Annotated in this window: 25 protein-coding genes; 5 read left to right on the top strand and 20 right to left on the bottom strand. The window is 74.4% G+C overall.

Annotated elements, in window-relative coordinates:
• Window positions 1-61 precede the first annotated feature (61 nt).
• On the bottom strand, window positions 62-1,702 hold the full coding sequence (locus ACRAS8_RS27785) for an MFS transporter (RefSeq protein ID WP_438488727.1): 1,641 nt from the start codon (window positions 1,700-1,702) through the stop codon (window positions 62-64).
• 224 nt (window positions 1,703-1,926) lie between these two features.
• On the opposite strand from ACRAS8_RS27785, the gene ACRAS8_RS27780 reads away from it, so the two are divergent.
• Together ACRAS8_RS27780 and ACRAS8_RS27775 are read left to right on the top strand one after the other, a co-directional pair.
• On the top strand, window positions 1,927-3,120 hold the full coding sequence (locus ACRAS8_RS27780) for a hypothetical protein (protein ID WP_438488726.1): 1,194 nt from the start codon (window positions 1,927-1,929) through the stop codon (window positions 3,118-3,120).
• Between the two features lie 265 nt (window positions 3,121-3,385).
• A complete protein-coding gene (locus tag ACRAS8_RS27775) occupies window positions 3,386-4,423 on the top strand; it encodes a phosphatase PAP2 family protein (RefSeq protein ID WP_438488725.1) in 1,038 nt (345 codons plus the stop codon).
• Between the two features lie 119 nt (window positions 4,424-4,542).
• Here the strand turns inward: ACRAS8_RS27775 and ACRAS8_RS27770 are convergent, their stop codons facing one another.
• The 5 genes from ACRAS8_RS27770 to ACRAS8_RS27750 all read right to left on the bottom strand — a co-directional run bounded on the left by ACRAS8_RS27770 (window position 4,543) and on the right by ACRAS8_RS27750 (window position 9,100).
• On the bottom strand, window positions 4,543-4,767 hold the full coding sequence (locus ACRAS8_RS27770; RefSeq protein WP_438488724.1) for an I78 family peptidase inhibitor: 225 nt from the start codon (window positions 4,765-4,767) through the stop codon (window positions 4,543-4,545).
• A gap of 375 nt (window positions 4,768-5,142) precedes the next feature.
• Window positions 5,143-6,078 (bottom strand): MerR family transcriptional regulator, encoded by a 936-nt coding sequence (locus tag ACRAS8_RS27765; protein ID WP_438488723.1) that lies wholly within the window; start codon window positions 6,076-6,078, stop codon window positions 5,143-5,145.
• Between the two features lie 9 nt (window positions 6,079-6,087).
• A complete protein-coding gene (locus ACRAS8_RS27760; protein WP_438488722.1) occupies window positions 6,088-6,951 on the bottom strand; it encodes a hypothetical protein in 864 nt (287 codons plus the stop codon).
• A gap of 83 nt (window positions 6,952-7,034) precedes the next feature.
• Window positions 7,035-8,294 (bottom strand): glycosyltransferase, encoded by a 1,260-nt coding sequence (locus tag ACRAS8_RS27755; protein ID WP_438488721.1) that lies wholly within the window; start codon window positions 8,292-8,294, stop codon window positions 7,035-7,037.
• Window positions 8,295-8,521: 227 nt separating this feature from the next.
• Window positions 8,522-9,100 (bottom strand): transglycosylase family protein, encoded by a 579-nt coding sequence (locus ACRAS8_RS27750; RefSeq protein ID WP_438488720.1) that lies wholly within the window; start codon window positions 9,098-9,100, stop codon window positions 8,522-8,524.
• A 287-nt stretch (window positions 9,101-9,387) separates the two neighbouring features.
• Between ACRAS8_RS27750 and ACRAS8_RS27745 the strand changes: the two genes are divergently transcribed.
• Both ACRAS8_RS27745 and ACRAS8_RS27740 read left to right on the top strand, forming a co-directional pair.
• Entirely contained in the window at window positions 9,388-10,185 is a 798-nt protein-coding gene (locus ACRAS8_RS27745; RefSeq protein WP_438488719.1) for a hypothetical protein, read from the top strand.
• An 89-nt stretch (window positions 10,186-10,274) separates the two neighbouring features.
• Complete coding sequence (locus tag ACRAS8_RS27740) at window positions 10,275-10,646, top strand: hypothetical protein (protein ID WP_438488718.1); 372 nt, start codon at window positions 10,275-10,277, stop codon at window positions 10,644-10,646.
• 30 nt (window positions 10,647-10,676) lie between these two features.
• On the opposite strand, the gene der is transcribed toward ACRAS8_RS27740, so the two are convergent.
• The 5 genes from der to aroH form a co-directional block, all read right to left on the bottom strand.
• Window positions 10,677-12,146, bottom strand: coding sequence for a ribosome biogenesis GTPase Der (der, locus tag ACRAS8_RS27735; RefSeq protein ID WP_018537073.1), 1,470 nt, complete (start codon window positions 12,144-12,146; stop codon window positions 10,677-10,679).
• A 68-nt stretch (window positions 12,147-12,214) separates the two neighbouring features.
• Window positions 12,215-12,871, bottom strand: a complete 657-nt coding sequence (locus ACRAS8_RS27730; protein WP_438488717.1) for a lysophospholipid acyltransferase family protein — start codon at window positions 12,869-12,871, stop codon at window positions 12,215-12,217.
• A complete protein-coding gene (gene cmk / locus ACRAS8_RS27725) occupies window positions 12,868-13,611 on the bottom strand; it encodes a (d)CMP kinase (protein WP_438488716.1) in 744 nt (247 codons plus the stop codon). Before cmk ends, ACRAS8_RS27730 begins: the two co-directional genes overlap by 4 nt.
• Before the next feature lie 142 nt (window positions 13,612-13,753).
• Window positions 13,754-14,839 carry a prephenate dehydrogenase gene (locus tag ACRAS8_RS27720; protein WP_438488715.1) on the bottom strand — a complete coding sequence of 362 codons (1,086 nt, stop codon included), beginning with the start codon at window positions 14,837-14,839 and terminating at the stop codon, window positions 13,754-13,756.
• Complete coding sequence (gene aroH / locus ACRAS8_RS27715; RefSeq protein WP_438488714.1) at window positions 14,836-15,198, bottom strand: chorismate mutase; 363 nt, start codon at window positions 15,196-15,198, stop codon at window positions 14,836-14,838. Before aroH ends, ACRAS8_RS27720 begins: the two co-directional genes overlap by 4 nt.
• Window positions 15,199-15,337: 139 nt before the next feature.
• On the opposite strand from aroH, the gene ACRAS8_RS27710 reads away from it, so the two are divergent.
• Entirely contained in the window at window positions 15,338-16,045 is a 708-nt protein-coding gene (locus tag ACRAS8_RS27710; protein ID WP_438488713.1) for a nucleotidyltransferase domain-containing protein, read from the top strand.
• 5 nt (window positions 16,046-16,050) lie between these two features.
• Here ACRAS8_RS27710 and ACRAS8_RS27705 read toward each other — a convergent pair whose 3' ends face one another.
• From ACRAS8_RS27705 to ACRAS8_RS27665, 9 genes are all read right to left on the bottom strand, one after another.
• Window positions 16,051-16,869 carry a nucleotidyltransferase domain-containing protein gene (locus ACRAS8_RS27705; RefSeq protein ID WP_438490617.1) on the bottom strand — a complete coding sequence of 273 codons (819 nt, stop codon included), beginning with the start codon at window positions 16,867-16,869 and terminating at the stop codon, window positions 16,051-16,053.
• Between the two features lie 7 nt (window positions 16,870-16,876).
• On the bottom strand, window positions 16,877-17,887 hold the full coding sequence (locus ACRAS8_RS27700) for an ADP-ribosylglycohydrolase family protein (RefSeq protein WP_438488712.1): 1,011 nt from the start codon (window positions 17,885-17,887) through the stop codon (window positions 16,877-16,879).
• 81 nt (window positions 17,888-17,968) lie between these two features.
• On the bottom strand, window positions 17,969-19,066 hold the full coding sequence (locus ACRAS8_RS27695; RefSeq protein WP_438488711.1) for a pseudouridine synthase: 1,098 nt from the start codon (window positions 19,064-19,066) through the stop codon (window positions 17,969-17,971).
• Complete coding sequence (gene scpB, locus ACRAS8_RS27690) at window positions 19,066-19,749, bottom strand: SMC-Scp complex subunit ScpB (RefSeq protein WP_438488710.1); 684 nt, start codon at window positions 19,747-19,749, stop codon at window positions 19,066-19,068. Before scpB ends, ACRAS8_RS27695 begins: the two co-directional genes overlap by 1 nt.
• Window positions 19,746-20,894, bottom strand: a complete 1,149-nt coding sequence (locus ACRAS8_RS27685) for a segregation and condensation protein A (protein ID WP_438488709.1) — start codon at window positions 20,892-20,894, stop codon at window positions 19,746-19,748. Before ACRAS8_RS27685 ends, scpB begins: the two co-directional genes overlap by 4 nt.
• 371 nt (window positions 20,895-21,265) lie before the next feature.
• Entirely contained in the window at window positions 21,266-21,916 is a 651-nt protein-coding gene (locus ACRAS8_RS27680; RefSeq protein ID WP_438488708.1) for a hypothetical protein, read from the bottom strand.
• Window positions 21,901-22,917 (bottom strand): ParA family protein, encoded by a 1,017-nt coding sequence (locus ACRAS8_RS27675; protein WP_438488707.1) that lies wholly within the window; start codon window positions 22,915-22,917, stop codon window positions 21,901-21,903. Before ACRAS8_RS27675 ends, ACRAS8_RS27680 begins: the two co-directional genes overlap by 16 nt.
• Window positions 22,918-23,407: 490 nt before the next feature.
• Window positions 23,408-24,523, bottom strand: coding sequence for an alanine dehydrogenase (gene ald / locus ACRAS8_RS27670; protein WP_438490616.1), 1,116 nt, complete (start codon window positions 24,521-24,523; stop codon window positions 23,408-23,410).
• Window positions 24,524-24,688: 165 nt separating this feature from the next.
• The gene (locus ACRAS8_RS27665; RefSeq protein ID WP_438488706.1) at window positions 24,689-26,800 is read right to left on the bottom strand and encodes a tetratricopeptide repeat protein; all 2,112 of its coding nucleotides are present in this window, start codon (window positions 26,798-26,800) and stop codon (window positions 24,689-24,691) included.
• Window positions 26,801-26,860: the final 60 nt, after the last annotated feature.

Raw genomic sequence — 26,860 nt, 5'->3', positions numbered from 1 at the left:
GGCCCCGGCGCAGGACGGGCAAGGGTCACCGCCGCGCGGCGGGCCGGCCGTCCCGCCCCGGTCAGCGGCCGGAACTCGCGGGGGCCGGCGCCCCCTCGCGCCCGGCGGGGGCGCCCTCCTCGGCCGCGGCGTCGGCCTCGGCCCGCTCCGCGGACTCCGCGGCCCGGCGCGGCAGTCGCAGCGCGAGCCCGGCACCGGCCAGCAGCAGCACCGCGCTGGCGACGAGGGTGACCCGCAGACCGTGGACGAAGGAGTCCCGGGCGACCAGCCGGAGCGTTTCCCTGGCGTGCTCGCCCAGCCCGGCGGCGACCTTGTACGCCTCGCCGAGCGAGTGCGACGCCGAGCGGGCGGCCCCGTCCGAGACCCCGGCGACGTGGTTCAGGCCCGGTGCATAGGCGGCGTTCATGACGCTGCCGAGCAGCGCCACACCGATCCCGGCGCCCAGCTGGTAGGCGGTCTCGCCGAGCGCGGCCGCACCGCCGGACTGCGCCGCCGGGGCCTCGCTGAGCATCGACTCGTACGCCCCGAAGAGCGTGGACTGGAAGCCGAAGCCGAGCAGCACGAAGCCGAGGGAGAGCTGCCAGAAGTGGTCCTGGCTGCCCAGCGCGGTCAGCGAGACCACCGCGATCGCGGTGAGGGTGAAGCCACCGGAGACCATCAGCCGCGGGCCGAGGGCCTGCAGCAGCCGGGAGCCGGTGAGGCCGGCGGCCATCGCGGAGAACACCAGCGGCAGCATCCGCAGCCCGGTCTCCAGCGGGCTCAGGTGCAGCACCAGTTGGAGGTACTGGACGGCGATCAGCTGCAGCCCGACGAGGGCGAGCATCGCCAGCACGATGCACCCGATCGAGGTGCCGAACGCCGGCCGGGCGAACAGCCGCATGTCGATCAGCGGATGGGCGCGGCGGCCCTGCCGGCGGACGAAGACGATCAGCAGCGCGGCGCCGACGGCGATCGGCAGCAGCGTGGTCACCCCGACGACCGGCGCGCCGCTGCCCAGCCGCTTGACGCCGAAGACGATGCCCAGCACGCCGAGCGCGGCGATCAGCGCGCCGGCCAGGTCCCAGGGACCGTTGCGCTCGCCCCGCGACTCCGGCAGCAGCCAACGCCCTATCAGGAACATCGCCGCCATCATCGGGATGTTGATCAGGAAGACCGAGCCCCACCAGAAGTTCTCGACCAGGAAGCCGCCGAGCACCGGTCCGACCGCGGCGCCGACCGCGGCCACCGCGCTCCACACCCCGATCGCCACCGCCCGCTCCCGCCGGTCGGGGAAGACCTGGCGCAGGATGGACAGCGTCGCCGGCATGATCATGGCGCCGCCGATACCGAGCAGTGCCCGGGCCGCCATCAGGATCTGCGGGTTGGGCGCGAGCGCCGCGGCGGCCGAGGCCAGCGCGAAGAGCCCGTAGCCGAGCAGGAGGACGCGGCGGCGCCCGACGCGGTCGCCGAGGGTGCCGAAGAGGATCAGCAGCGAGGCCGCGATCAGCGGGTAGACGTCGACGATCCACAGCAGCTCGACCGGACCGGGGCGCAGGTCCTCGGTGATGGAGGGCACCGCCACGTAGAGGATGGTGGTGTCCAGCGCGACGAAGAGCAGACTGACGCAGAGCACCGTCAGCACCGTCCAGCGGTTCACGCCGCCGCCTGTGTGCCCGGGAACACCACCCGTCCGCCCCCTGCCGGACGCGGTTGTCCCTGACATCCAGTACCTCCTGTCATGCGCTCGCCGTACTGGTCTCGCGGCCGCGGTCAAGGGCGCGACGACGCGCCGGCGGAACCGGCGGCACGGGCGAGTTGAGACGTCAGACTACGCGAGTCGCCATGAGGCCCGCGTGGCCCACCTCACGGTGAGACGCTCGTCGCAGCCCCGACGTTGCCCCGACCGCCCCGCCCGACGCTGCCCCCGCCACCTGGATAATCGACCGGGTGAACGATCTTGCCTCCACCGCCGCACCCGGCCGGGCCCTGTGTCCGCCCGCCGTCCGTGCCGCGCTGCGCCGCGCCGTCCCCGGCCTGGCGGCGTACGCGGCGATCCGGCTGCTCGGCCTGATCGTGCTCATGGCCTGGTCGGCCGCCAATGGCAAAAACTGGCACACGCTGCTGACCGCCCGCTGGGACTCCCTCTGGTACACCCGGGTCGCCGAGCAGGGCTACGGCTACACCGTCCAGCTGCCCAACGGCGACGTCCACTCCGATCTGGCGTTCTTCCCGCTGCTGCCCTGGCTGGAGCGGGGCTTGTCGGCGCTCACCCCGCTGTCCGCCGCGGACGCCGGGATGGCCGTGGCCTGGACGGCGGCGCCGGCCGCGGCGGCGGCGCTGTACGCCACCGGCGAGCGGCTGCACGGACGACGGGCCGGGGTGCTGCTGACCGCGCTGTGGGCCGCGCTGCCGGTCGGCATCGTGCAGTCGATGGCGTACTCGGAGTCGCTGTTCACCGCCCTCGCGGCGTGGGGCGTCTACTGCGTGCTGACCGGACGCTGGATCTGGGCCGGCGCGCTGGCCGCGCTCGCCGGGCTGACCCGGCCGGTGGGCGCCGCGGTGGTCGCCGCGGTGTGGATCAGCGCCGCGGTGACGGTGGCGAACGAGCGGGCCGGCGGGGTCCGGGCGCGCGCCCTCCTCCGCGGCCGGCACCGGCGGATGCTGCTCGGCGTGGCACTGGCCCCGCTCGGCTGGTGCGCCTACGTCCTGTGGGTCGGCGCCCGCCGGGGCTCGCTCACCGGCTATCTGGACGTCCAGGCCGGCTGGCACAACGGCTTCGACGGCGGCCTCGCCTTCGCCGCCTTCATCTGGCACCAGCTCACCGGCCCCGCCTTCGTCGCCGGCCTCGCCCTGCCGGCCGGCGTCGCGCTGGTGGTCTGGCTGTATGTGCACGGTGTACGGAAAGGCCAGCCGCTGCCGCTGGCGGTCTACGGCGGGACGGTGCTGCTGATCGCGCTCACCGCCAAGGGCTACTTCGGCTCGAAACCGCGGCTGATGCTGCCGGCCTTCCCGCTGCTGCTGCCGCTCGCGGCGGGCCTGGCCAGGTGGCGCCCGGCACGGTCGTGGCTGGTCATCGGGGTGGTGGCGGCCGGCTCGGCGGTCTACGGCGCGTTCTGGCTCAACGGCTCAGGACCGCCGTGACCGGAAGATCCCGCTCCGTAATGGCCGCGCCGAGGAAAACGCGCCACGACACCCGTGCGAATGACGGATAAACTCCGCCACCGAAAAACAGATAAACATCTGCGCCGGCGACACGCGGATGGCCGGAACGGAATCCGGCGCCCGGAGAATTCTCTTCGAAATCCCGGGAAGCCGACCGGGATTGAGACCCATTCCACATCACATCGTCATTACAAAGCGCACGGTTTGACCAAGTGCATACATCACACGCGGTAACGTCGTTTGAGTGCGTACCGATGACAAGCTCGACCAGATGGAGGAGCGCCTCCCGACCGATCGCGTCAGACCGCCGCGCATGACCCGGACCCGCCTGTGGCTGTTCTGGGGCACGCTGGCGGTGTATGCGGTGATCGTCGCCGGGGTGCTGGCCGACACCTCCCTGGTCACCATCGACTGGCAGCTGATGCTGTTCCGGCCGTACAAGCAGTGGCCGGCGATCCATGCCTTCCTCGACTACTTCGTCGTGCTGGGGCAGCGCGGCCCGACCGCGGTGGCGGTGGCGGCCTGGCTGGGCTGGCGCTGCTGGCGGCAGCGCAACCTCCACCCGCTGCTGGTGCTCGGCGCCTCGCTGCTGCTGCTGAACATCACCGTCGGGGCCGCCAAGCTCGGGATGGGCCGCCTCGGTCCGCACTACGCGACGACGGTCGGCTCCAACGAGATGTGGCAGAACGGCGACATATTCCCCTCCGGCCACACCGCGAACGCCGTGGTCACCTGGGGCGTACTGGCCTATCTGGCGACCACCCCGCTGCGCCGCCGCACCCTGTCGGTGATCGCCGCGGTGGGCGCGCTGGGCGTCGGGATGACCACCGTCTACCTCGGCACCCACTGGGTCAGCGACGTCCTGCTGGGCTGGGCCGCGGGCCTGCTGGTGCTGCTGGCCATGCCGTGGCTGGAGCCCGGCATCACCTGGGTCGAGGACCGGCTCATGGGCGTCCTGCTGCGGCTGTGGCTGCGGCTGTGCCCCCATTCGCTGCGCGGCCCGCTGCCGGCCGGCGCGCTGGCCTCCGAGGTCTCCCGGCAGCGGATCGCGCCGGACGGCGAGTTCCTGGTGCGGGAGGCGGTCGGCGCCGCCACCGGCAGCCGCGCCACCCGCGCCCCCGAGGGCTGGCCGCACCACCCGCCGCGCCCGCACACCTCGCGCGCCGAGCGGACCCCGGTCACCCCGACCGGCAGCCGCCGGCCGCCGCACGCGGACCGCGTCCCGCGCGGCGCCGCACCGTTCGGCCCGACCGCCGGCCGCCCCCGCAACGGCACCGGCTGACCACCGGACGGCGGGGCCCGGTACGCACACCCCCGCCCCGCACGAAGGCCCCGGTCGCTCCCTCTGGGAAGCGGCCGGGGCCTTCGCCGTCGTCCGGCCAGGCGCGGGCGGACCGCCCGTCAGCCCTGCCAGCAGCGCGCCACCACGCCGTCCTTGACCTCGAAATTGATCCGGCCGACGGCGTACTCCATGGTGATCATCGCGCCCGGCGGCAGCGCCCGGACGGTACTCCAGCCCTGCTCCCGGGCCCGCTCCTCGGCGGCCTCCTGGCCGAGGCCGACATACGCCTCGGGGTCGTCATCGATTTCCGGTACGTCGCCGGGCAGGTTCGGTTCGGGTGCCATGGCAGCCACCGTAGGCGCCCTCGGCGGCACGTGGAAGGGCGGTCCCCCGCACAGCGCCGTCCCACGGCGGTCCGTCATTGGTCACACTTGTGTCACGGCGAACGCTCGCGCGTTTGCCGGAACACCCGTCACCCTTACGCGCGGTACACCGCCGCAACCGGGTGGAAAGCAAAGCGGCCGGAATTCCCCCTTGATCGGTTACGGAAGGGTGTGCCGCCGGTTCGGGCAAGCCCGGGCAGTACGCCGGAATTAATCGTCCGGCCGCCCCGGAATCCCCTTACCCGACACCCTTTTCCGGCCGTCCCGGAATTGGCCAACGACACACATTCCGCACACATTTCCCGCACATCGTCCCGCGGGCCCCCGCGTGCGGGCTCACGCCCCGGCTGCGTCCCCGGCGTCGAGGGCGGCGACGAGCCAGTCGTGCGCGGCGCCCATCGACGAGCCCGCGCCGCCGGCCGCCTCGTCGGCATACCGCCAGTACGCCCGCATCCGCGGATCGTCGCCGGCCCGCAGGGACGCCCGCAGCCCGGCGCGGAAGGCGGCGCCGTCCCGCCGCCGGTACGCGCGGGCGTGCGCGGCCACGAAGCAGTCCGCCTCGTCCCCGGGTGCCGGGCGGCGGCCCGCGGCGAGGGCCGTGGCGGCCAGCGCGTACGCCTCGCCGAGGCCCTCGTAGAGCGCCACCGGGTCGGTCTCCCCGGGCAGGGCGGCGGCCGCCCGCACCCGGCGGCAGCGCACCGCCAGCCCGCCGTCGCGGTCCGCGGCCAGCGCGTGGAGCCGGGCGTAGCCGACGACCTGGGCGGGACGGGGATCGGCGGGCGGGGCGGGCACCGCGGCGTCGACGACGGCGGCGCGCAGCGCGGGCGGCAGTGCGCGGGGCAGCTGCCGGTGCCAGAAGCGGACCAGCGCGTCGGTGGTGGGCGGCTGCGGCAGGCCGCCCAGCAGCCGCAGCAGCTCCGGGCGGCGCTCCTCGGGGGCGGCGGTGAGCGCATGCAGGGCGGCCTCCCGCCAGCGCAGCGCGACCAGCCGGTCCCCGACGGCGGCCAGCTGGTCGGCCAGCGCCTGCTCCAGGGAGCCGCCGGCGAGCGCCTCGGCCACGGCGGGCAGCGGCATCCCCACGGCGCGCAGATCCCGGATCCGGTGCAGCCGGTCCAGGGTTTCCGGGGCGTAGCGGCGGTGCCCGCCGGCGCTCCGGCCGGCCTCCGGCAGCAGCCCGGCGTCGGAGTAGTGGCGCACCGTCTTGACCGTCACGCCCGCGCGGCGGGCCAGCTCCCCGATCCCCAGCAGCTCCCCGTCCGGCCCCCGTTCCACGGGCCGGCCCTACGTGTCCCGGACGGCCGGGCCGGTGACCCGTACGGCCAGGTCGTTGTCGAGCGTGTAGTAAGGGCCGATGCGCAGCTCTCCGCCGGGCGCCGGGACCGGCCGCGCCGGATAGCTGAACACCTGCTCCTTCTCCGGGACGTCGTCCAGGAGCCGGGCGATCCGGACCCTCGGCGCGCCCTCGGCGGGGCGCAGCCACAGATCCCAGTGCTCGTTGCCGTGCTGCCGGCGGGCGGCGAGCTCGCCGTAGGGGAGGGTGAAGTGGAAGTGGAAGTCCGGGCCGTCGACGGTCAGCGGAACGGCGACCGGGTCCCGGCCGGCGCCGCGGGGACGGGCCTCCGCCCGGGCGCCGGCCCCCGGGACCGCCCCGTAGAGGCGGCCGGTGACGGTGATGCCCTCGGGGGCGACGAGGATGTCGCCGGCCTCGGCGTGCGGCCCGCGCAGCCAGCTGCGCAGGGCGAGGTTGCCCAGCTTGGTGGCGTAGGGGATGCGCACGCCGAGCCGGCCGATGCCCGCCAGCGGCCGGCGGTCCACCAGCGACCGCAGGTCGTTGACGCCGGGCAGCAGCCTGCGCGGGTCGGCGCCGTCGCCGAGGTCGGCGTAGGCGTGCCAGCGGCCCTCGGCGAGCGCGACGGTGCTGGGCAGCACGGCGCGCAGCCGACCGGGGCCGTTGGGCCCGAGCGGCAGCCGCACCTCGTCGTCGGCATCGTTGTCGGCGACGGCGCCGGTCTCGTCCGCGCCGCCTCTCAGCCGCAGCACCAGGGCCGCGCTCCAGGGGGTGCCGGTGCCGTGGGGGACGTCCAGGTCGAAGGTGAGGCCGCCCGCGGAGTCCGCGATGCAGTCGGCCTTCAGGTCCACGGGCACCGACGCCCCTCCTCCTGTCGCGGCGGTCCGCCGCGGGCGGCCGGCCGCTCCGGGCCCGGTCACGGGTGACTGCGTCGAGGCGTTCATACCGTCCGCACCCCTCTCACCGCGGCGCGGGCCGCATCCTTGGTGGCGTAGGCGCCGCCGATCAGCGCACCCCGGGCGCGGTGCAGCGAGCCGCGCAGTCCGCTGCCGCGCCGCCGGTCGAGCAGTTCGCCGAAGAGCGCGGCGTGCCGCCCGGCGACCTCGGCCGGGTCGAAGCGGGCGGACGAGGCGAGCGCGACGGCGCCCATCCGCGTCCGGGCGGCGTCGTCGCCGATCAGCTCCAGCAGGGCCGTGGCCAGCGCGTCGGGGTCGCCGGCGGGCACCAGCCGCCCGGTGACGCCGTCCTCGACGAGTTCGCCCGGCCCGTAGGGGCTGTCGGTGGCCACGACGGGCAGCCCGCAGCGCATCGCCTCGGCGAGGGCCGTGCCGGCGGGCTCCCGGCAGGCGGGATCCACGGCGACGGCGCCCTTGGCCCACTCGGACTCCAGCGGGCCGGCCGGCCCCATCAGGAAGACGTGGTTGTAGAGGCCGAGTTCGTCGATCAGGGTGCGCAGCACGGGCTTCTCGGGGCCGCCGCCGTAGATCCGCAGCCGCCAGTCGGGGCGCTCGGCGGCCACCGCCGCGAAGGCCCGGACGAGCACGTCGTAGCGCCGGGCCCGGGTGAGGCGGCCGGCCGCCACCACCCACCGGCCGGTGCCGTCGGCGGGCGCCAGCCGCGGGGCCGGGACCGCCCGGGGCACCGCGGTGACCCGGACGCCGGGCAGCCGCATCAGGCGGAGGTGGGCGCGGGCGTCCGCCTCGGTGGCGGTGACCAGCGCGTCCAGCCGCGGGTAGGCGCCGCGCAGCGCCAGCCGCAGCGCCCGGCCGTGCGCGGCCAGGCAGTGTGGCTCCTGGCCGACCCGCAGCGGGCCGCGGCGGGTCTGCCGGGCGATGTGCACGGTGAGGCCGGGCCGGGTGCCGACCACCACGTCGGCCTCGGTCCGGCGCAGATGCTCGGCGATCCGGCGGTCGGTCAGCTCGCTGTACTGGCCGGAACCCGGCTCGGCGGCCGGGAAGACCCGGGCGGGCCGGCCGCGCGCCGGGTCGGTACGGTCGCCGGCCGGCCCGTGCTCCCGTAGGTCCACCAGGTGCCGCAGCGCTACCCGGGGCCCGAGGCCGAGCGCCGGGGTGTCGCGGTGCCGCAGGACGGAGACGATCTCCACGTCGTGCCGGTCGGCGAGGGCGTCCGCCAGGCCGAAGGTCGCCCGGACCGTCTCGCCGGTGCCGTACGCATGGTGAATCAGGAATGAGATGTGCATCCGTCCCCGTGTCCCCTGGTCCCTCGCACTCGTCCTGGTTCCCCCGCGATATCCCGGCCGCCGGGCGCACGACGGCGCCCGGTCGCCCGACTGTTGAAGGGTAAGACTGCGGAACGGCCTTCGGGGTTGGGGGTATTGGCCAAGTCGTGCCGAAAAAGTTAGGGCATCGGTATGGCGGGTCGGGAACTCTCCGGGGGCGGGTACCGCGCCCCGGCGGCGACCGCGGGTCAGCGGAGCCTGAGCCGGAGACCGGCGCACAGTTCGTCCGGGCGCTCCCCGACGACCGTGCGGTTGGCCTCGTACAGCTGCCGCCAGCCGCCCTCGACGTGGTGGCGCCGGGCGATCTGGGCGAGGCTGTCGCCGCGGCGGACGACATAGGTGCGGTCGTCGAGGAGGCCGTAGCGCCGGGCGCAGACGGGCCAGGCGCCCCAGCCCTGCTCGGCCTGGACCCGCTTGGCGACCTCGATCTGCTCCTCCCGGGTGGCCAGATCGGCCCGCCTGGCGTACTTGAGGCCGCCGAACCGCTCCCAGGTGGGCTGCCAGAACTGGAGGCCGCCGTAGTAGTCGTTGCCGGTGTTGATGTGCCAGTCCCCGCCGCTCTCGCACTCGGCGAGGCAGCCCCAGGGCCACTGGTCGTCGGCGCAGGCGTACGCCGGCCGGCCGCCGTCCTCTCCACCGCCGTCCCCACCCGGCGCCCCGTCGGCGGTGGCGCCGCCGGGCAGGCACAGGACCAGGGCAGCGGCCGCCGCGACGAGCAGCCCGACGGATTCCACGCGGCGCCGCGGCGCCGAAGAGATGTCCGACATAGCCGGTGACGGTAGGCAGCGAGCTGCCGGGCACCGGCGCGCCGCGCCCTTCCGGGGGGCCACCCCACCCCGTCCGTGTACAAAACGGAGCCCATCTGCGCCACGTCCTGCGCAGGAATTGGCGGTGCGTGACCGTCCGGGGACGACTTTTCACCGATTCCTCACCGCGCGGCGTGTTGGTTCGATTCTGTTCGCGTCCGCGCGTGACTCTCCCGGGGGTCGCCCGTTGTCCTTGTACGAGCCGGGAGACCGCCCGGCAGCCGCTCATGAAGATCGAGGAGCCACCCGTGCCGCGCATGCTCGACGTCAGCGACGACGTTCGCGCCGAGATCGGCGCCGAAGAAGCCGACCGGCTGCTGGCCGGAGAAGACGCCCCGGGCAGCTACGACTGCACCTCGTGCCGGACGCCGGGCAACAGCGAGCAGGAGCGCACCAGCACCGTCCTGTTCGTCGGCGAGGAGACCGCGGTGCTCGCGTTCGCCCACGCCACGTGTATCCCCTCGCAGGTCGTACCGGTCTCCGAGGAGCAGCTCCGCGGAGCCGTGCGCTCCATCACCGGTGAGGACGCCCGCACCGCGAGCGCCCCGGCCGCCCCGATCCCCACCACCGACCGGCAGGCCACCCTCGGCATCACCTGCGGCCTGGTGCTGATCAAGGACGAGCTGCACCCGGCCCTGGTCGTCGAGCCCAACGGCCCGATCGCCCGCCCCGGTTCGACGAGCGTGGAGGACGACTTCCTGCCGCTGCTCCTGGAGCACGGCTTCGCCCCGGTGACGGACATGAACCTGCTCCCCGCCCCGATCAAGGGCTGGTCCGCGCTGCTGGCCATGGGCAAGCTGCACGCGGTGCTCCAGCCCGGCACCGCCGGCAGCCCCCAGTCCGCCTGGTGGCAGGCGCACCAGCCGCTGGCCGTCTCGGACGGCTGGCGCACCGCGGCCAACAAGACGCACACCGTGCTGATGTACGCCGCGCCCTCGGGCACCATCGGCCACCAACCGCGCGAGGATCTGATGCGGCAGGCGCTGGAACAGGCGGCCGCCAATCACCTGCTGGTCGCGGCCTCGATGCCGCTGGCCGGAACCTGACCGTCCGCCCCCCGATCGCGGGAGCAACACCGTCCAATGGAGCGGGATTGCTCCCGCGATCGGCCATTTCGCCCCGAAAGCCGCATCCCGTGGGCATCGGGGTCGTTGGCACCTACGTGCACGCATACGACCCCTCCCGCGCCCAGTTCCCCCACCCCATCCCCGGCATGCGTCCGGCCCGCGACCACGGGGCGCCGCGCGGCGCCGACCGCGGTTCGGCCACGCCGATCTACGACGCGCTGTACGCCGAGTACCGCCGCGCCTTCCGGGCCCTGCCCGGGGACCGTACGGACGAGCCGGAGGTGCCGGAATCGCTGCGCGGCGGCAACTGGGGGCGCGGTGGCCCGTCGACGGGCCACTGGGAGGTGGTGGGCCGGCAGCCGTTCCGGCCGCGGGGCCAGCTCCCGGCGGCGCTGCCGCCGGGTCCGCGGGACGGCTCCCGGCCGCACGGCGGCCGCTGACCCCGCCGGCCGCCGCGGGCGGGGCCGCCGCTACTTCTTCTTGTTCTTGGTACCGCGCTTCTCGCGCACCCGTACGGAGATGTGGATCGGCGTCCCCTCGAAGCCGAACTCCTCGCGCAGCCGCCGCTCGACGAAGCGGCGGTAGCCCGCCTCCAGGAAGCCCGAGGCGAAGAGCACGAAGCGCGGGGGCTTGGTGCCGGCCTGGGTGCCGAAGAGGATGCGGGGCTGCTTGCCGCCGCGGATCGGGTGCGGGTGGGAGGAGACGATCTCGCCGAGGAAGGCGTTCAGCCGCCCGGTGGGGATCCGGGTCTCCCAGCCGGCCAGCGCGGTCTCGATCGCCGGCACCAGCTTGTCCATGTGGCGGCCGGTGCGCGCGGAGACGTTGACCCGCATCGCCCAGGGGATCTGGACGAGGTCCCGCTCGATCTCCCGCTCCAGGTAGAAGCGGCGCTCCTCGTCGAGGTTGTCCCACTTGTTGTAGGCGATGACCAGGGCCCGGCCGGCCTCCACGGCCATCGTGATGATCCGCTGGTCCTGGACGCTGATGGACTCGCCGGCGTCGATCAGGACGACCGCGACCTCGGCCTTCTCCACGGCCGCCGCGGTGCGCAGCGAGGCGTAGTAGTCCGCGCCCTCCTGGAGGTGCACCCGGCGGCGGATGCCTGCGGTGTCCACGAACTTCCAGGTCTTGCCGCCCAGTTCGATCAGTTCGTCGACCGGGTCGCGGGTGGTGCCGGCGAGTTCGTTGACGACCACCCGCTCCTCGCGGGCGAGCTTGTTCAGCAGCGACGACTTGCCGACGTTGGGCCGGCCGATCAGGGCGATCCGGCGGGGGCCGCCGACGGCGGTGCCGAAGGTCTGCTCGGGCGCCTCGGGGAGCGCGTCCAGCGCCGCGTCGAGCATGTCGCCGGTGCCCCGGCCGTGCAGCGCGGAGACCGGGTACGGCTCGCCCAGGCCCAGCGACCAGAGCATGGCGGCGTCGGCCTCGCCGGACGGGCCGTCGACCTTGTTGGCGACCAGGACGACCGGCTTGCCGGAGCGGCGCAGCAGCTTGACCACGGCCTCGTCGGTGTCGGTGGCGCCGACCTTGGCGTCCACCACGAACACCACCGCGTCGGCGGCCTCGATGGCGAACTCGGCCTGCATCGCCACGGACGCGTCGATGCCGAGGACGTCCTGCTCCCAGCCGCCGGTGTCGACGACCTTGAAGCGGCGGCCGTTCCAGTCGGCCTCGTAGGTGACCCGGTCGCGGGTGACGCCCGGCCGGTCCTCGACGACCGCCTCGCGGCGGCCGATGATGCGGTTCACCAGCGTCGACTTGCCGACGTTGGGGCGGCCGATGACGGCGAGGACCGGGAGCGGGCCGTGGCCGGCCGCGGCGATGTCGCCCTCGACCTCCTCCAGGTCGAAGCCCTCTTCCGCGGCGAGCTCCATGAACTCCGCGTACTCGGCGTCGCCAAGCGCACCGTGCTCCTCGCCGGTGGGGATCTGCTCGTTCATGAAGTCCGTTCCTCGTTCATCCATGTGGTCGGTGGGCCGCTCGGGAGGGCCCACTGCTCAAGTGTCGGTCAGCGCCCGGTAAGGCGCCGGGCCTGTGCCAGGTGGGCGGTCAGCCGCTCCTGGACCCGCACGGTCGCCTCGTCCAGCGCCTTGCGGGTGCGCCGCCCGCTGCCGTCGCCCGCCTCAAAAGCGTCGCCGAAGACGACGTCGATGCGGCCGCGCAGCCGCGGCAGGGCCGGGGTGAGCCGGCTGGGGCGGTCGGTGCCGCCGAGCACCGCCACCGGGACGACCGGGGCGCCGGAGCGCACCGCGAAGTACGCCAGCCCGGCCCGCAGCGAGGCGAAGTCGCCCTCGCCGCGGGTGCCTTCCGGGAAGATCCCCAGCACCCCGCCGGCCGCCAGCACCCCGAGTGCGTCGGTGATCGCCTTGCGGTCGGCGGCCTGGCGGTCCACCTTCAGCTGTCCGATGCCCCGCAGGAAGGGGTCCAGCGGACCGACGAAGGCTTCCTTCTTGATCAGGAAGTGCACCGGCCGGGGCGCGGTGCCCATCAGCATCGGGCCGTCGATGCCATGGGAGTGGTTGACAGCGAGGATCACCGGCCCGGAGGCCGGAACCCGCCAGGCGCCCAGCACCCGCGGCTTCCACAGGCCGTACATCAGCCCGATGCCGATCCGCCGGCCGACCGCGGCGCCGCGGGGGCTCGGTGCCTTGCCGCCGTCGGTCACCGGGTGTCCCGCCCCGCCTTCTCGGCGCTGACGCCCTCGATGAGGGTGACCACGCACTCGATGACCTGATCCAGCGTCAGGTCGGTGGTGTCGACCTCGACGGCGTCGTCGGCCTTGGCCAGCGGCGAGGTCTTGCGGGAGGAGTCGGCGGCGTCCCGCTTGATCAGCGCCTCGCGGGTGGCGGCCAGGTCGGCGGCGAGCTGGGGGTTCTTGCCCTTGAGCTCGCCGTTGCGGCGGGCTGCCCGGGCCTCCGGGGAGGCGGTGAGGAAGATCTTGAGGTCGGCGTCGGGCAGGACGGTTATGCCGATGTCCCGGCCCTCGACGACGATGCCGTGCGGGGCCTCGGCCGCGATGGTCCGCTGGAGGTCGGTGATCAGGGCGCGCACCTGGGGGACCGCGCTGACCGCGCTGACCGCGGCGGTGACCTCGGCGCTGCGGATCGGGCCCGCGGCGTCGGCCCCGTCGACGGTGATGGTCGGCGCCGCCGGGTCCGTGCCGGAGGCGATCACGGGCTTGGCGCAGGCGTCGGCCACCGCGGCCGGGTCGTCGACGTCGATGCCGTTGGTCAGCATCCACCAGGTGATCGCGCGGTACTGCGCGCCGGTGTCGAGGTAGCCCAGACCCAGCTTGCCGGCGACGGCCTTGGACGTGCTGGACTTGCCCGTGCCTGCGGGGCCGTCGATGGCGACAATCACTGCTGCCGGGGCGGTCCGATCGGCGGTTTCCACGGTGACGAACACCTTTCTTGATACACACGGGGCGCGGTCCAGGGCGCCAGGTCCGGTCGTCGACCGGCGGTCGGGGGTGCGACGGAGGGGCCGACGAAGGGACAGGGGCCTCGGACAAGGTTACTGGCTCGCCCGCGGCGCGCCGTCCACGGTGTCACTGCCGGATCGACCACCCCCGCTCCCGCAGCTCCGCGGTCAGCACCGGGACCGTCTGCGGTTCGACCATCAGCTGGATGAAGCCGGCCTGCTGGCCGGTGGCGTGCTCGATGCGGACGTCCTCGATGTTGACCCCGGCGCGGCCGGCGTCGGCGAAGATCCGGGCCAGCTCGCCGGGCTGGTCGCCGATGTAGACCGCGACGACCTCGTAGGCGGCCGGGGCGGCGCCGTGCTTGCCGGGGACTCGCTCGCGGCCGGCGTTGCCCCGGCGGAGCACGTCCTCGATGCCGTGGGCGCCGGTGCCGCGCTTCTCGTCGTCGGCGGACTCCAGGGAGCGCAGCGAGCGGACCGTGGCGTCCAGGTCGGCGGAGATCTCGGCCAGGACGTCGGCGACCGGGCCGGGGTTGGCGGAGAGGATGTCGATCCACATCGCCGGGTCGGAGGCGGCGATCCGCGTCACGTCGCGGATGCCCTGGCCGCAGAGGCGGACGGCGGTCTCGTCGGCGCCCTTGAGGCGGGCCGCGACCAGGCTGGAGACCAGCTGCGGGGTGTGCGAGACCAGCGCGACGGCACGGTCGTGGGCATCCGCGTCCATCACCACGGGGACGGCCCGGCACAGCGCGACCAGCTCCAGGGCGAGGTTGAGCACCTCGGTGTCGCCGCCCGGGGACGGGGTGAGGACCCAGGGGCGGCCCTCGAAGAGGTCGGCCGTCGCGGCCAGCGGGCCGGAGCGCTCCTTGCCGGCCATCGGGTGCGTGCCGAGGTAGGCGCCGAGGTCGCAGCCGAGCGCCTCCAGCTCGCGGCGGGGGCCGCCCTTGACGCTGGCGACGTCGATGTACGCCCGGGCCGCGCCGCGCCGGATCGCCCCGGCGAGCGCCGCCGCGACATGCGCCGGGGGCACGGCCACGATGGCGAGATCGACGGGATCCGCGGGCGGCTCGGCGGTGCCGGCGCCGAGCGCGGCGGCCGTCAGGGCCTGGGCGTGGTCGTGGTCCTCCAGGTGGACCTGGACGCCGCGGGCGCTGAGCGCCAGGGCGGCCGAGGTGCCGATCAGGCCCGTTCCGATGACGAGTGCGGTTCTCACTGGGCGATGTCCTTCCGGAGCGCCGCGGCCGCGCCGAGGTAGACGTGGGCGATGCCGGCCTTGGGCAGCGCGGTCTCGACGTGGGCGAGCACCCGCACCACCCGCTCCATGGCGCCGGCCACGTCCAGCTCCTGGGCGCAGATCAGCGGGACGTCGGCGATCCCCAGGGCGCGCGCGGCGGCGGCCGGGAAGTCGCTGTGCAGGTCGGGGGTGGCGGTGAACCACACACTGATCAGGTCGTCCGGCACCAGGCCGTTGCGCTCCAACAGCGCGGTGAGCAGCTCGCCGACCCGCTCCCGCATGTGCTCCGCGTCGTCCCGCTCCAGCTGGACGGCCCCGCGCACGGCCCGTACCGCCACGTCCCTGCTCCCCTGCGTCGTGTGCCGCGTACACGTCCGCGTACGCACTGCTCAGCGTAACCAGCGCCACCGACAGCCGTGTTCCGAGCTCCGGGAATCCGGTGGCCGGCAGCGCGTCCGCCCGGCGACAATTCCCGGCATGACGACCGCTCCTCCAGGCCCCACGGATCATGACCTCGTCACCGGGCACACCGTCTACGCGTGTGTGATGGGCTCGCGCGCCTTCGGGCTGGCCACCGAGGCCAGCGACACCGACCGGCGCGGGGTCTATCTCGCGCCCACCGCCCTCTTCTGGCGGTTCGAGAAGCCGCCGACCCATGTGGAGGGGCCGCGCGAGGAGGAGTTCTCCTGGGAGCTGGAGCGGTTCTGCGAGCTGGCGCTGCGCGCCAACCCCACCGCCCTGGAGTGCCTGCACTCCCCGCTCGTGGAACACGCCGACGCCACCGGCCGGGAGCTGCTCGCGCTGCGCGGCGCGTTCCTCTCCCGCGCGGTGCACGGCACCTACGTCCGCTACGCCGCCGGGCAGCTGAAGCAGCTGCGGGCCGGCCTCGCGCGGCACGGCGCGCCCCGCTGGAAGCCGGCGATGCACCTGCTGCGCCTGATGACCTGCGCCCGCGACCTGCTCCGTACGGGCGTGCTGACGCTGGAGGTCGGCGCGGCCCGCGAGGAGCTGCTGGCGGTGCGGCGCGGCGAGGTGTCCTGGGAGGAGGTGGAGCGCCGGCTGGCGGTGCTGTCCGCGGAGGCGGAGGCGGCACTGCCCGGCTCGCCGCTGCCCGCCGGCCCGGACCGGGCCCGGGTGGCGGACTTCCTGCACCGCACCCGCCGCGCCTCGGCCCTGCGGGGCTGACCGCGTCAGCCGGCGGCCGGGGCGCCGTCCAGCCGGGCCCGGACGACGAGATCGTGCAGCGCGTCCCGGCCGGCCGGCGCGGCCGGCAGGGCGGTGGCGGCCTGGGCGGCGTCCAGCCGGGCGTGCAGCGCCGTGATGTCGGTGCGCAGCCGGTCCGGGGCCACCACGTCGCCGGCCGGTCCGTGTTCGGCCGCCTCCTTGGCCGCGATCAGCTCCGGCACATAGGAGGGGGCGTCCGGCTCACCGGCCAGGGAGGGCAGATGGGCCTCCAGCCGCCCGGTGGCCATGAGGTGGATGCCGGTCAGCAGGACCCGCAGGGTGTAGAGCAGCGGCTTCAGTTCGCCGGTCTTCTCGAAGAGCCGCCACTGGGTGCCCGCGAAACCCCGGTAGTGGTGGGCGTGGTGGGCGGTGAACAGGCCGGGGGCGAGTGCGGTCAGCTCCTCGTGGACGGGGGTGCTGTGCACGACCAGAGGGGAGAGCAGCTGCTCCAGGACGTAGCCGTTGGGGCGCAGCAGAAGCCGGGCGAACTTCCGCAGGTCGTGCGTGACGAGGTCGGTCTCGACACCGTCCTGCTCCCCCATCAGCGTCCGGGTCTCCTCCGGCTCACGCAGTCCCACGAGGTCGGTCACCGGCAGCAGGTGGACGCCGCGCAGGTCCACGTCGGAGTCGCGGGACGGGAAGCCGTAGAGGTGGGCGCCGGAGACGGTGGCGAAGAGCAGCGGGTCGCGCTGCCCCGCGACGAGGGCGTCCAGGTCGACGGCGGGAAGTCCGGCCGCCCGCAGGACCGCGTCCCGGCCCGCGGCCTCGGGGGCTGTGGGGGCCATGGAGTTCTCAGACATCCCAGGCCGCCCCGAGGGCCAGGAGTTCCGCGCGGTACTCGATGCGGGCGGCCCACTCCTCGGGCCAGGCGCCGGCGCCGAGCCGGGCGCCCGCGAAGGCGCCGGTGAGGCAGGCGATGGAGTCGGAGTCGCCGGAGGTGCAGGCGGCCCGGCGCAGCGCGGTGACCGGCTCGTCGGGGAAGAGCAGGAAGCACAGCAGGCCGGTGGCCAGCGCCTCCTCGGCGATCCAGCCGGCGCCGGTGGCCCGGCACGGGTCGGCCTCCCGGTCGGGTGTGGCGAGCGCCGCGTCCAGCCGGTTCAGGACGCCCAGGCACTCGTCCCAGCCGCGGGCGATGAACGCCGTCGCGGACGGGGCCTGGGAGCGCCGCCAGAGGTCGCCGAGCCAGTCCTCGCGGTAGCGGGTGCGCTGTGCACGGGCGTACTGCCGCAGCAGGCCGGGGAGTTCGGTCGGGCGGGCACCGTCGGCGAGGGCGCGCACGGCGTACGCGGTGAGGTCGCTGGCGGCGAGCGCGGTGGGGTGCCCGTGGGTCAGCGCGGACTGGAGCTGGGCGGCGCCGGAGCGCTGCTCGGCGGTCAGTCCGGGCGCCAGCCCGACGGGCGCCACCCGCATGTTGGCACCGCAGCCCTTGGAGCCGATCTGGCCGGCGTCGGCCCAGGGCCGGTCCGGGTCGGCGAGCAGTTCGCAGGCGCGGAGGCAGGTGTATCCGGGTGCGCGGTTGTTGTCGGGCGAGCGCCACCAGGCGACGTACTCCTGCCTGACCGGCGGTTCGAGCGTCGCGGCGGTCAGCTCGCCGCCGGCCAGGGCCGTGCGCAGTCCGCGCCCCAGCGCCAGCGTCATCTGGGTGTCGTCGGTGACGCGGGCGGGCTCGGGCAGCTCCATCTGCCGCCAGGGCCCGCACTTGGCGAGGATCGCCGGTACGTCGTCGAACTCGGTCGGCAGGCCGAGCGCGTCACCGAGCGCCAGCCCGATGAGCGATCCGGTCGCCGCGGAAGATGCCGCCATGGAAGCCCCCATGAGAAAACCACCCCTTAATCGTCATGATGACGTTAAGGGGTGGTGGGCGGCCGCCGCAAGCCGTATCGGCTAGAGGCCGACCTCGCGCATCAGCATCCCGACCTCGGTGTTGGTCATCCGGCGCAGCCAGCCCGACTTCTGGTCGCCCAGCGCGATCGGGCCGAAGTGCGTCCGCACCAGCTTGTCCACCGGGAAGCCGGCCTCGGCGAGCATCCGGCGCACGATGTGCTTGCGGCCCTCGTGGAGGGTGACCTCGACGAGGTAGTTCTTGCCGGTGTTCTCCACGACCCGGAAGTGGTCGGCGCGGGCGTAGCCGTCCTCCAGCGGGATGCCGTCCTTGAGCCGCTTGCCCAGGTCGCGCGGGAGCGGGCCCTGGATGGCCGCCAGGTAGGTCTTGGTGACGCCGTAGCGGGGGTGGGTCAGGCGGTGGGCCAGCTCGCCGTGGTTGGTGAGCAGGATGATGCCCTCGGTCTCGGTGTCCAGCCGGCCGACGTGGAACAGCCGGGTCTCCCGGTTGGTGACATAGTCGCCCAGGCACTGCCGGCCGTCCGGGTCCTCCATCGTGGAGACCACGCCGGCGGGCTTGTTCAGCGCGAAGAAGAGGTACGACTGGGTGGCGACCGTCAGGCCGTCGACTTTGATCTCGTCCTTCTCCGGGTCGACCCGGACACCCTGCTCCATGACGATCTTGCCGTTGACCTCGACCCGGGCCTGGTCGATCAGCTCCTCGCAGGCACGGCGGGAGCCCATACCGGCCCTGGCCAGCACCTTCTGCAGCCGCTCGCCCTCCGGCTCACCGAAGGTCTTGGGGGTCTTGACCTGCGGCTTGTCGTAGCGGGCGCGGTTGCGCTCCTCGATCTTGGCGTCGTACTCGCGGGGGCGCGCGGGCGCCTGGCCCCGGCCGCGCTGCTGCTGGCCGCCCTTGCCGCCCGGTCCGCCGCCCCGGGTCGCGCCCGTACGGGGACCGCCCTTGGCGCCGCCCCGGGCCGCCGCGCCCCGGGCGCCGGACTTGCCGCCGCGGCGCTCGTCACCGCCCGCGGATCCGCCCACGTCGTAGCGGCGCTCCTCGGGGCGGGGGCGGCCGGCCCGCTGCTGCTTCTCGTCCCGCTGGTTGCCCGCGCCCCGGTAGTTGCCCCTACCGCTGCTGTTCCTGCCGCTGCTTCGCATCAATGATCCGTCTGAGAGTCGCCGCTGTCGTCTACGTCGAACGACGGGATGCCTTCCTGGGAATCGCCCTCGACCGCGTCCGCCTCGGGGAGGAACGGTGCCAGCTCCGGGAGCTCGTCCAGGCCGCGCAGGCCCATCCGCTCCAGAAAGTAATTCGTCGTCCTGTACAGGATCGCACCTGTTTCAGGTTCCGTCCCCGCCTCCTCCACCAGGCCGCGCTGGAGGAGCGTGCGCATCACACCGTCGCAGTTGACCCCGCGGACGGCCGAGACGCGGGAACGGCTGACCGGCTGACGGTACGCGACCACGGCCAGAGTCTCCAATGCGGCCTGGGTCAGCCGGGCGTGCTGGCCGTCCAGGACGAAGCCCTCCACGGCGTCCGCGTAGGCCGCGCGGGAGAAGAACCGCCAGCCGCCGGCCACCAGCCGCAGGTCGAAGCCGCGGCCCTGGCGGGTGTAGTCGTCGGACAGCTCGCGCAGCGCCAGCGCGACCGCCCGGCGGGGCCGCTGGAGCACCCGGGCCAGGTGCTCCTCGGTGGCCGGCTCGTCGACGACCATGAGGACGGCCTCCAGCGCGGGCTTCAGCTCCAGCTCGGCCACGCCCAGTGCGCCGGCCGGCGCCTCCGCGGTGCCGGGGGGCTCCCCCGGGCCCTGCTCGGTGATCTCGTAGCCCGGGTCGCTCACGCCGGCTCCTCCTGCTCGTCGCTCTCCGCGCGGCCCGCCGCGGCCGCGCCCTTCTCCGCCGGGTCGCCCGCCGCCCGGTCGAACTCGTCGGTGACCTGTGGGGCGGCCCCCTCCTCGCCCGTCCAGCGGACCGTCAGGGCGCCCAGCGCCTCCTCCTGGTCCAGGGCGACCACCCGCTCCCGGTAGAGCTCCAGCAGCGCCAGGAAGCGCGCCACGACGGTCAGGGTGTCGGGGGCGTCGGCGACGAGTTCCGCGAAGCCGGCCGCACCGGCCTCGCGCAGCCGCGCCATCACCACCTCGGCCTGCTCCCGGACGCTGACCAGCGGCGCGTGGATGTGGTCGACGTAGACCTGCGGCTTCGCCCTGGGCTGCATCGCCTTGACCGCGAGCGCGGCGAACCCCTCGGCCCCGATGCCGATCACGACCTCGGGCAGCAGCTCGGCGTGGTGCGGCTCCAGCCCGACGGTACGGGGGTGGCACCGGGCCTCCTCGGCCAGCCGGCCGCTGAAGATCTCCGCGATCCGCTTGTACGCGCGGTACTGGAGCAGCCGGGCGAAGAGCAGGTCCCGGGCCTCCAGGAGGGCGAGGTCGGCCTCGTCCTCCACTTCGGCGGCGGGCAGCAGCCGGGCCGCCTTGAGGTCGAGCAGGGTGGCCGCGACGACCAGGAACTCGGTGGTCTGGTCGAGGTCCCAGTCCGGCCCCATGGCCCGGATGTGGGCCATGAACTCGTCGGTCACCTTCGACAGCGCGACCTCGGTGACGTCCAGCTTGTGCCGGGAGATCAGCTGGAGCAGGAGGTCGAAGGGCCCCTCGAAGTTGTCCAGCCGCAACGTGAACCGGCCGTCCCCGGCCACCGGACCCGCCGCTTCGGCCTGTTCTTCGGCCTCTTCTTCGCCCTTTTCGCCCCCGTCGTCCGCATCGTCGGACGGAGCCGGGACCCCCGCGACCGGCGTCTCCCCGGCCGGCATCTCCCCGGCTGGTGCATCGCCCTCGACCGGGGCATCCTCGGCGGGGGTCTGCGCGCGGCCCTCCGCGGCGTCCTCCGCGGTCGCCTCTGGCGCCGCCTCCAGGAGGGTGCCCGAGCCCCGCCCGAGGGCGCGGCGGGTGCGGCGCGGGGCGGGGTCGTCGGCGTCGGTCGTCGGCATGGCGGTCCAGGGTGCTGCGGTCCCGCGCCGGGGCGGCGGGCTGGTCACGGGCGGGACACCCCGCCGGAGTGGCTCAGGCTATCCCGCCGCACGCCGGGGACCGTCCCCCAGGGCGTGTCGGACGCGCCAGGAGCGACCCTAGGGCCTGTCGTCAAACTCCCGCCTGCCTCGCAACGCCTGGCACGCACGCTCTCCGCGTTGTCGGGCTCATCCCGGTACGCCCAGTACCGGGATGACCCTCCGCCTTGAGATCGGCTCGGCTTCCGGGGGCGGATCCAAAGAGCCGAGACGGAGCGAGCGCAGCGAGCGGAGTGCACCAGACGTCGCGAGGCCCGCCCTCCGGGCGAACGACGGGAGTTTGACGACAGGCCCTAGCGGCCCCGGAGCCGCCGTACCAGGATGCTGGCCTCGCCGCGTGACTCCAGGTCGGCGAGGACCACGGCGACCGCCTCGCGGACGATCCGGCCGCGGTCGACCGCCAGGCCGTGCTCGCCGCGCAGGACCAGGCGGGCGTGTTCGAGGTCCATGAGCTCCTCGGCGGAGACATAGACGGTGATCTTCTCGTCGTGCCGTTCGCGGCCGCTGGGGCGGCGGTTGGCGCCGCGCGACCGGCGGCGGCCCGACGCACCGGCCGCCCCCGCGGACGCCGCGGCCTCCCGCTCGGCGCGGGTCCCCGCCCGGCCGGCCGGTGTCCGGCGTCCCCCGGCCTCCGGCTCCGGCTCCGGCTCGCGGCCGCCGTGTTCGGCCGGCTCCCCGGCGGGCGCCGTACGCGCCGCGGCGGCACCACCCTCGGCCGCCGGTGCCTCGGCGTCCGTACCGCCCGCGGCCCGCTGCCGGCGTGCCGCGGGGGCCTCCTCGGACGCGTCCGAGGAGGGGTCCGGCTCGCCGGCCGGCGCGGGCACCCGCGCGTCCTCGCCGCCGGCCGCGCCGGGCGCACGGCGGGGAGTGGACGCCTGAAGGGCCACTCCCCCGGTGGTGCGGAACAGTTCGTCGGCGCCGGGCAGACTCACTCGGCGTGACACCGGGCGAGCACCTCCCTGGCGAGCTGGCGATAGGCCGCGGCCCCAACGGAGTTGGAGGCGTAGGTGGTGATCGGCTCACCGGCGACGGTGGTCTCCGGGAAGCGGACGGTACGGCCGATGACGGTGTGGTAGACGTGGTCGTCGAAGGCCTCGACGACGCGCGCCAGGACCTCGCGGCTGTGCACCGTCCGGGAGTCGTACATCGTCGCCAGGATGCCGTCCAGCTGGAGGTCGGGGTTGAGCCGCTCCTGGACCTTCTCGATCGTCTCGGTGAGCAGCGCGACACCGCGCAGCGCGAAGAACTCGCACTCCAGCGGCACGATGACCTTGTGAGCCGCCGTCAGGGCGTTGACGGTCAGCAGGCCGAGCGAGGGCTGGCAGTCGATGACGATGTAGTCGTAGTCGGACAGCAGGGGCTTCAGCGCCCGCTGGAGCGTCGACTCGCGGGCGACCTCGCTGACCAACTGCACCTCTGCCGCTGACAAATCGATATTGCTGGGCAGCAGGTCCATGTTCGGGACCGCGGTCTTGAGCAGGACCTCGTCGGCCGACATGCCCCGCTCCATGAGCAGGTTGTAGACCGTCAGATCCAGTTCCATCGGGTTGACGCCGAGTCCGACCGACAGGGCGCCCTGCGGGTCGAAGTCGACGAGCAGCACCCGGCGGCCGTATTCGGCCAGCGCGGCACCCAGGTTGATGGTCGAGGTGGTCTTGCCGACCCCGCCCTTCTGGTTGCACATCGCGATGATCTTCGCCGGGCCGTGTTCCGAAAGCGGCCCCGGGATCGGGAAGTAGGGCAGCGGGCGCCCGGTCGGGCCGACCCGCTCACGGCGCTGGCGCGCCGCGTCCGGCGCGAGCGTCGCCGCGTATTCCGGGTCCGGCTCGTACTCGGCGTCCGGGTCGTAGAAGTGCCCTTCGGGCAGGTCGTCGTAGTCGGCGAGACGGGCGGGTTCTCCACTGCCCCGGTCGCCGGCCATGGCGTTCACGTGTTGGCCGTCCATGCTCTGGTGGGCTGTCGTGGAAGTGCTCTGTGGGGATGCGAAGGTGTGGACCGCTACGGAGCCGACAGCCTCGCGCCCCGAGGGACCGTGGCCCCGTGCAACCGCTCCTGGCCGACCACCTCCGGGAGTAAATGTCGACTCATTCACAAGTCGTCTTACCTCCTTGGATGTGACCAGGAAACTTATCGATAGGTCAGCGTGGCACCATGCCGACGGTTGGCGACTCTATGGCGTGTCGGGCGTCCGCAGCAACACAATCCGCCGGACCCGGTCCGATGTGTCGGTAACGGAACCCCCCGATGTCAAGAGTGCACAGCGCACAAGACGGAAGTTTTGGGGGTACGCGAATCGGTTAAAGGGTTACGTTCACGGCGAGTTGGGAGTCGGCCGCCGGGAGCCGCCCCCGGGGCGCGTCGCACACGCGACCGGCCGGGCCCTGTCGAGCGGGCCCGGCCGGTCGCGCGGTGCTTGACGCGTGCAGTTGACGCCGTCAGCCGAGGAGGGTGCGCAGCTCCACGTACTCCAGGCCGTGGGCCTGGGCGACCTCGGGGTAGACGACCTTGCCGTCGTGGGTGTTCAGGCCCTTGGCCAGCGCCGGGTCACGGCGCAGCGCCTCGACCCAGCCGCGGTTCGCCAGCTCCACGATGTAGGGCAGCGTGGCGTTGGTGAGGGCGTAGGTGGAGGTGTTGGGCACCGCGCCGGGCATGTTGGCGACGCAGTAGAAGACCGAGTTGTGGACCGTGAAGGTCGGCTCGGCGTGCGTGGTCGGCTTGGAGTCCTCGAAGCAGCCGCCCTGGTCGATCGCGATGTCGACAAGGACACTGCCGGGCTTCATCTTGGCGACCAGCTCGTTGGTGACGAGCTTGGGGGCCTTGGCGCCCGGGATCAGGACCGCGCCGACGACGAGGTCGGCCTCGACGACGGCCTTCTCCAGCTCGTAGGCGTTGGAGACGATCGTCTGCACCTTGGTGCCGAAGATCTTGTCGGCCTCGCGGAGCTTGTTGATGTCCTTGTCGAGCAGGGTGACGTGGAAGCCGAGGCCCACGGCGATCTGCACGGCGTTCCAGCCGGAGACGCCGCCGCCGATGACGACGGCCTTGCCGGCTTGGACGCCGGGGACGCCGCCGGGCAGCACGCCGCGGCCGCCGGCCGAGCGCATCAGGTGGTAGGCGCCGACCTGCGGGGCCAGGCGGCCCGCGACCTCGGACATCGGGGCGAGCAGCGGCAGCGCGCGGTTGGCGGTCTCGACCGTCTCGTACGCGATCGCGGTGGTACCGGACTCCAGCAGGGCGTCCGTGCACTCCTTGGACGCGGCCAGGTGGAGGTACGTGAAGAGGGTCTGGTCCTTGCGGAGACGGTGGTACTCCTCCGCGATCGGCTCCTTGACCTTCAGCAGCAGGTCGGCGGTGGCCCACACCTCGTCGGCGGTGTCGAGGATGGTCGCGCCGGCGGAGACGTACTCCTCGTTCGGGATGGACGAGCCGAGGCCGGCGTCCTTCTCGATGAAGACCTGGTGGCCGTTGCGGACCAGCTCGTGGACTCCGGCGGGCGTGATGGCCACGCGGAACTCGTTGTTCTTGACCTCGCGGGGGATACCGACCTTCACGTCGATCACGGTCCTTAAAAGAGCTTGCAGAAGGAATTATCCCTCATGCCATGCATGACGGAACTGACCGCGCCGAACGCGGCTCGACCAGTCTATTGAAGGACCTCACGTTGTCTAGCCTTGCAAAGACATAATTTTTCGGAAGGGCACTACCGATTTCGTAGGTCACTCGGAGCGCTCGTCGCGCAGTCGCTCCCCCACCGCCCGGTGGAGCCGTGCGGCCGCCGGGTCGCCGAGCCGGTCGAGCAGCTCCGCGATCCACAGGTGCAGGCGTGCCTCCTTCGTCACGTCGGCCGCGGCCCGGGCGAAATCGAGCGCCGCCCGGCAGCTGTGCAGCGCCTCGTCGAGCTTCCCCGCATGCTCGTGGACCTCCGCAGCCGCCTCCGCCGCGCGTCCCTGGCCTGCGGCGTCGCCCAGCCTGCGGAAGGTCCGGGCGGCCGCCCGGCAGTCCTTCAGGGCCTGCTCGTAGCGGCCCGCGCGGCCGTGCGCGGCGCCGATCCGGGCGTGCAGCCGGGCCGCGTCGGCCCGCTCGCCCCGGGCCAGCCGCAGCTCCAGCGCCCGTCCGTACCAGTCGGCGGCCCGGATCCAGTCGCCCAGCTCGGTGTAGGTGTCGCCGAGCGACTCCAGCGCCCGGCCGGTGGCCACCGGGTCCTTCACCGAGCGGGCCGCCTCCAGCGCGCCGCGGTAGCGGGTCAGCGCCTGCTCCCGCCGGCCGGCCCCGGCGTCCAGGTCGCCGAGGTTGAGCAGGGCGGCGGCCCGCTCGCGCGGCAGCGGGCGCCGCTCGGCGACCCGGAGGACCAGTTCGTGCAGGGTGTAGAGATCCGGCGCGGCGGCCTCGGGGCCGTGGTGGGCGAGCAGGGCGCGGGTGAGCGCGGCGATCAACCGCCGGTCCAGGGTGTCGAGTTGGCCGTCCGCGACGGCCATCCGGGCGGCGTCCAGCAGGGCGCCGCGGCGGGTGCGCAGCCAGTGCGCGGCGGCGGCCCGGGTGGCGAAGCGCAGCGAGCGGGGCAGCTCGGCGGCCTTGCGGCGGGCGGGGGAACCGGAGGGTTCGGCGGCCGCCCGGCAGGACTGCAGCAGCCGCACGGTCCGCTCCAGCATCCGGGCGCGGGCCAGCTGGACGTCGGCGGGCCGCTCGTGCTCGCGCAGCAGCTCCCGGGAGAGCGGCGCGAGGCAGCCGGGGAGGCGGTAGCGGGGGCCGGTCCCGTCGTCGGCGGGCCGGGCGCCCGGGCCGTCCTCCTCGGGGACGGGCCGCAGCAGGCCGAGCGCGGCGAAGTCGTGCAGGACCGCGGCGGCGGCCGGGACCGAGCAGCCGCCCAGCGCGGCCGCGGTGTGCGCGTCCACCAGGCCGTCCGGGGCGAGGGTGGCCAGGCGCAGTATCCGCGCGGCGGGCTGCGGCAGCGCCTCGTAGGTGAGCCGGAAGGCGCGGTGCAGGGGGCGGTCGCCGGCCGGCAGGTCAGGCGGCAGCGGGACGGCGAGCAGCGCCTGGCGCAGGTCGGCGACGGAGAGCTTGGGACGGGCGGCGAGCCAGGCGCCCGCCAGTATCAGCGCCGCGGGCTGGCCGCCGCACTCCTCGGCGACGGACTCCGCGGTCCGCGGATCGACGGTGATCCGGGTCGGCCCGGCGTAGTGGCAGAGCATCTCGACGCCGGCGGCGGTGTCCAGCCCGCCCAGGGCGCACGGCCGGACGTCCGGGATGCCGGTCAGCGGACCCTGCGCGACCACCACGACCAGGCAGTCCGGGGCGTCCGGGATCAGCGGTTCGACGTCCTCGGCGCCCGGTGCGTCGTCCAGCAGGAGCACCGTGCGGCGCCCGGCCAGGGCGGTGCGCACGGCCTCGGCGAGCTCGTCCTCGCCGGCGCCCGGCGGGGCGTCGGCGCCCAGTTCGGCGAGCAGGTCGCGGGCGGTCCGGGCGAGGCCCGCCGGGGCGCCGTCCCGGCCGGTCAGCACGGCCCGCAGCACCCCGTCGGGATAGCCGTCCCCGACCTCCCGCAGCAGCGCCTCGGCCAGCGTCGTACGGCCCGAGCCGGGGCGGCCGGCGATCAGCAGGACCCGGCTGCGGGCGCCCCGGCGGCCGGTGAGGGTGTCCAGTCCGGCCCGGTCGATGTCGGCGCGCAGCGCCTTGAGTTCGTGGCGGCGGCCGGCGAATCCCGGGAGGCCGGAGCGGGCGGCGGCACCGTCCTGGCGGGGCAGTGTCGCCCGCCGTTCCCGGGCCGCCGTGCCGGACCCGCGCGCCGCCTCCGGTGCGAGGTGCCCCCCGCCCACCGCCTGGTCCGTCACCGGTCACGCTCCCGTCCGCCTGCGCGTCGCGTCCCCGCCGCGGGCGCGCGCGGGGACGCT

The organism is Streptomyces sp. S186 (genome assembly GCF_051603415.1).
Classification (GTDB): domain Bacteria; phylum Actinomycetota; class Actinomycetes; order Streptomycetales; family Streptomycetaceae; genus Streptomyces.
This window is presented reverse-complemented; position numbering and strand designations above follow the sequence as displayed.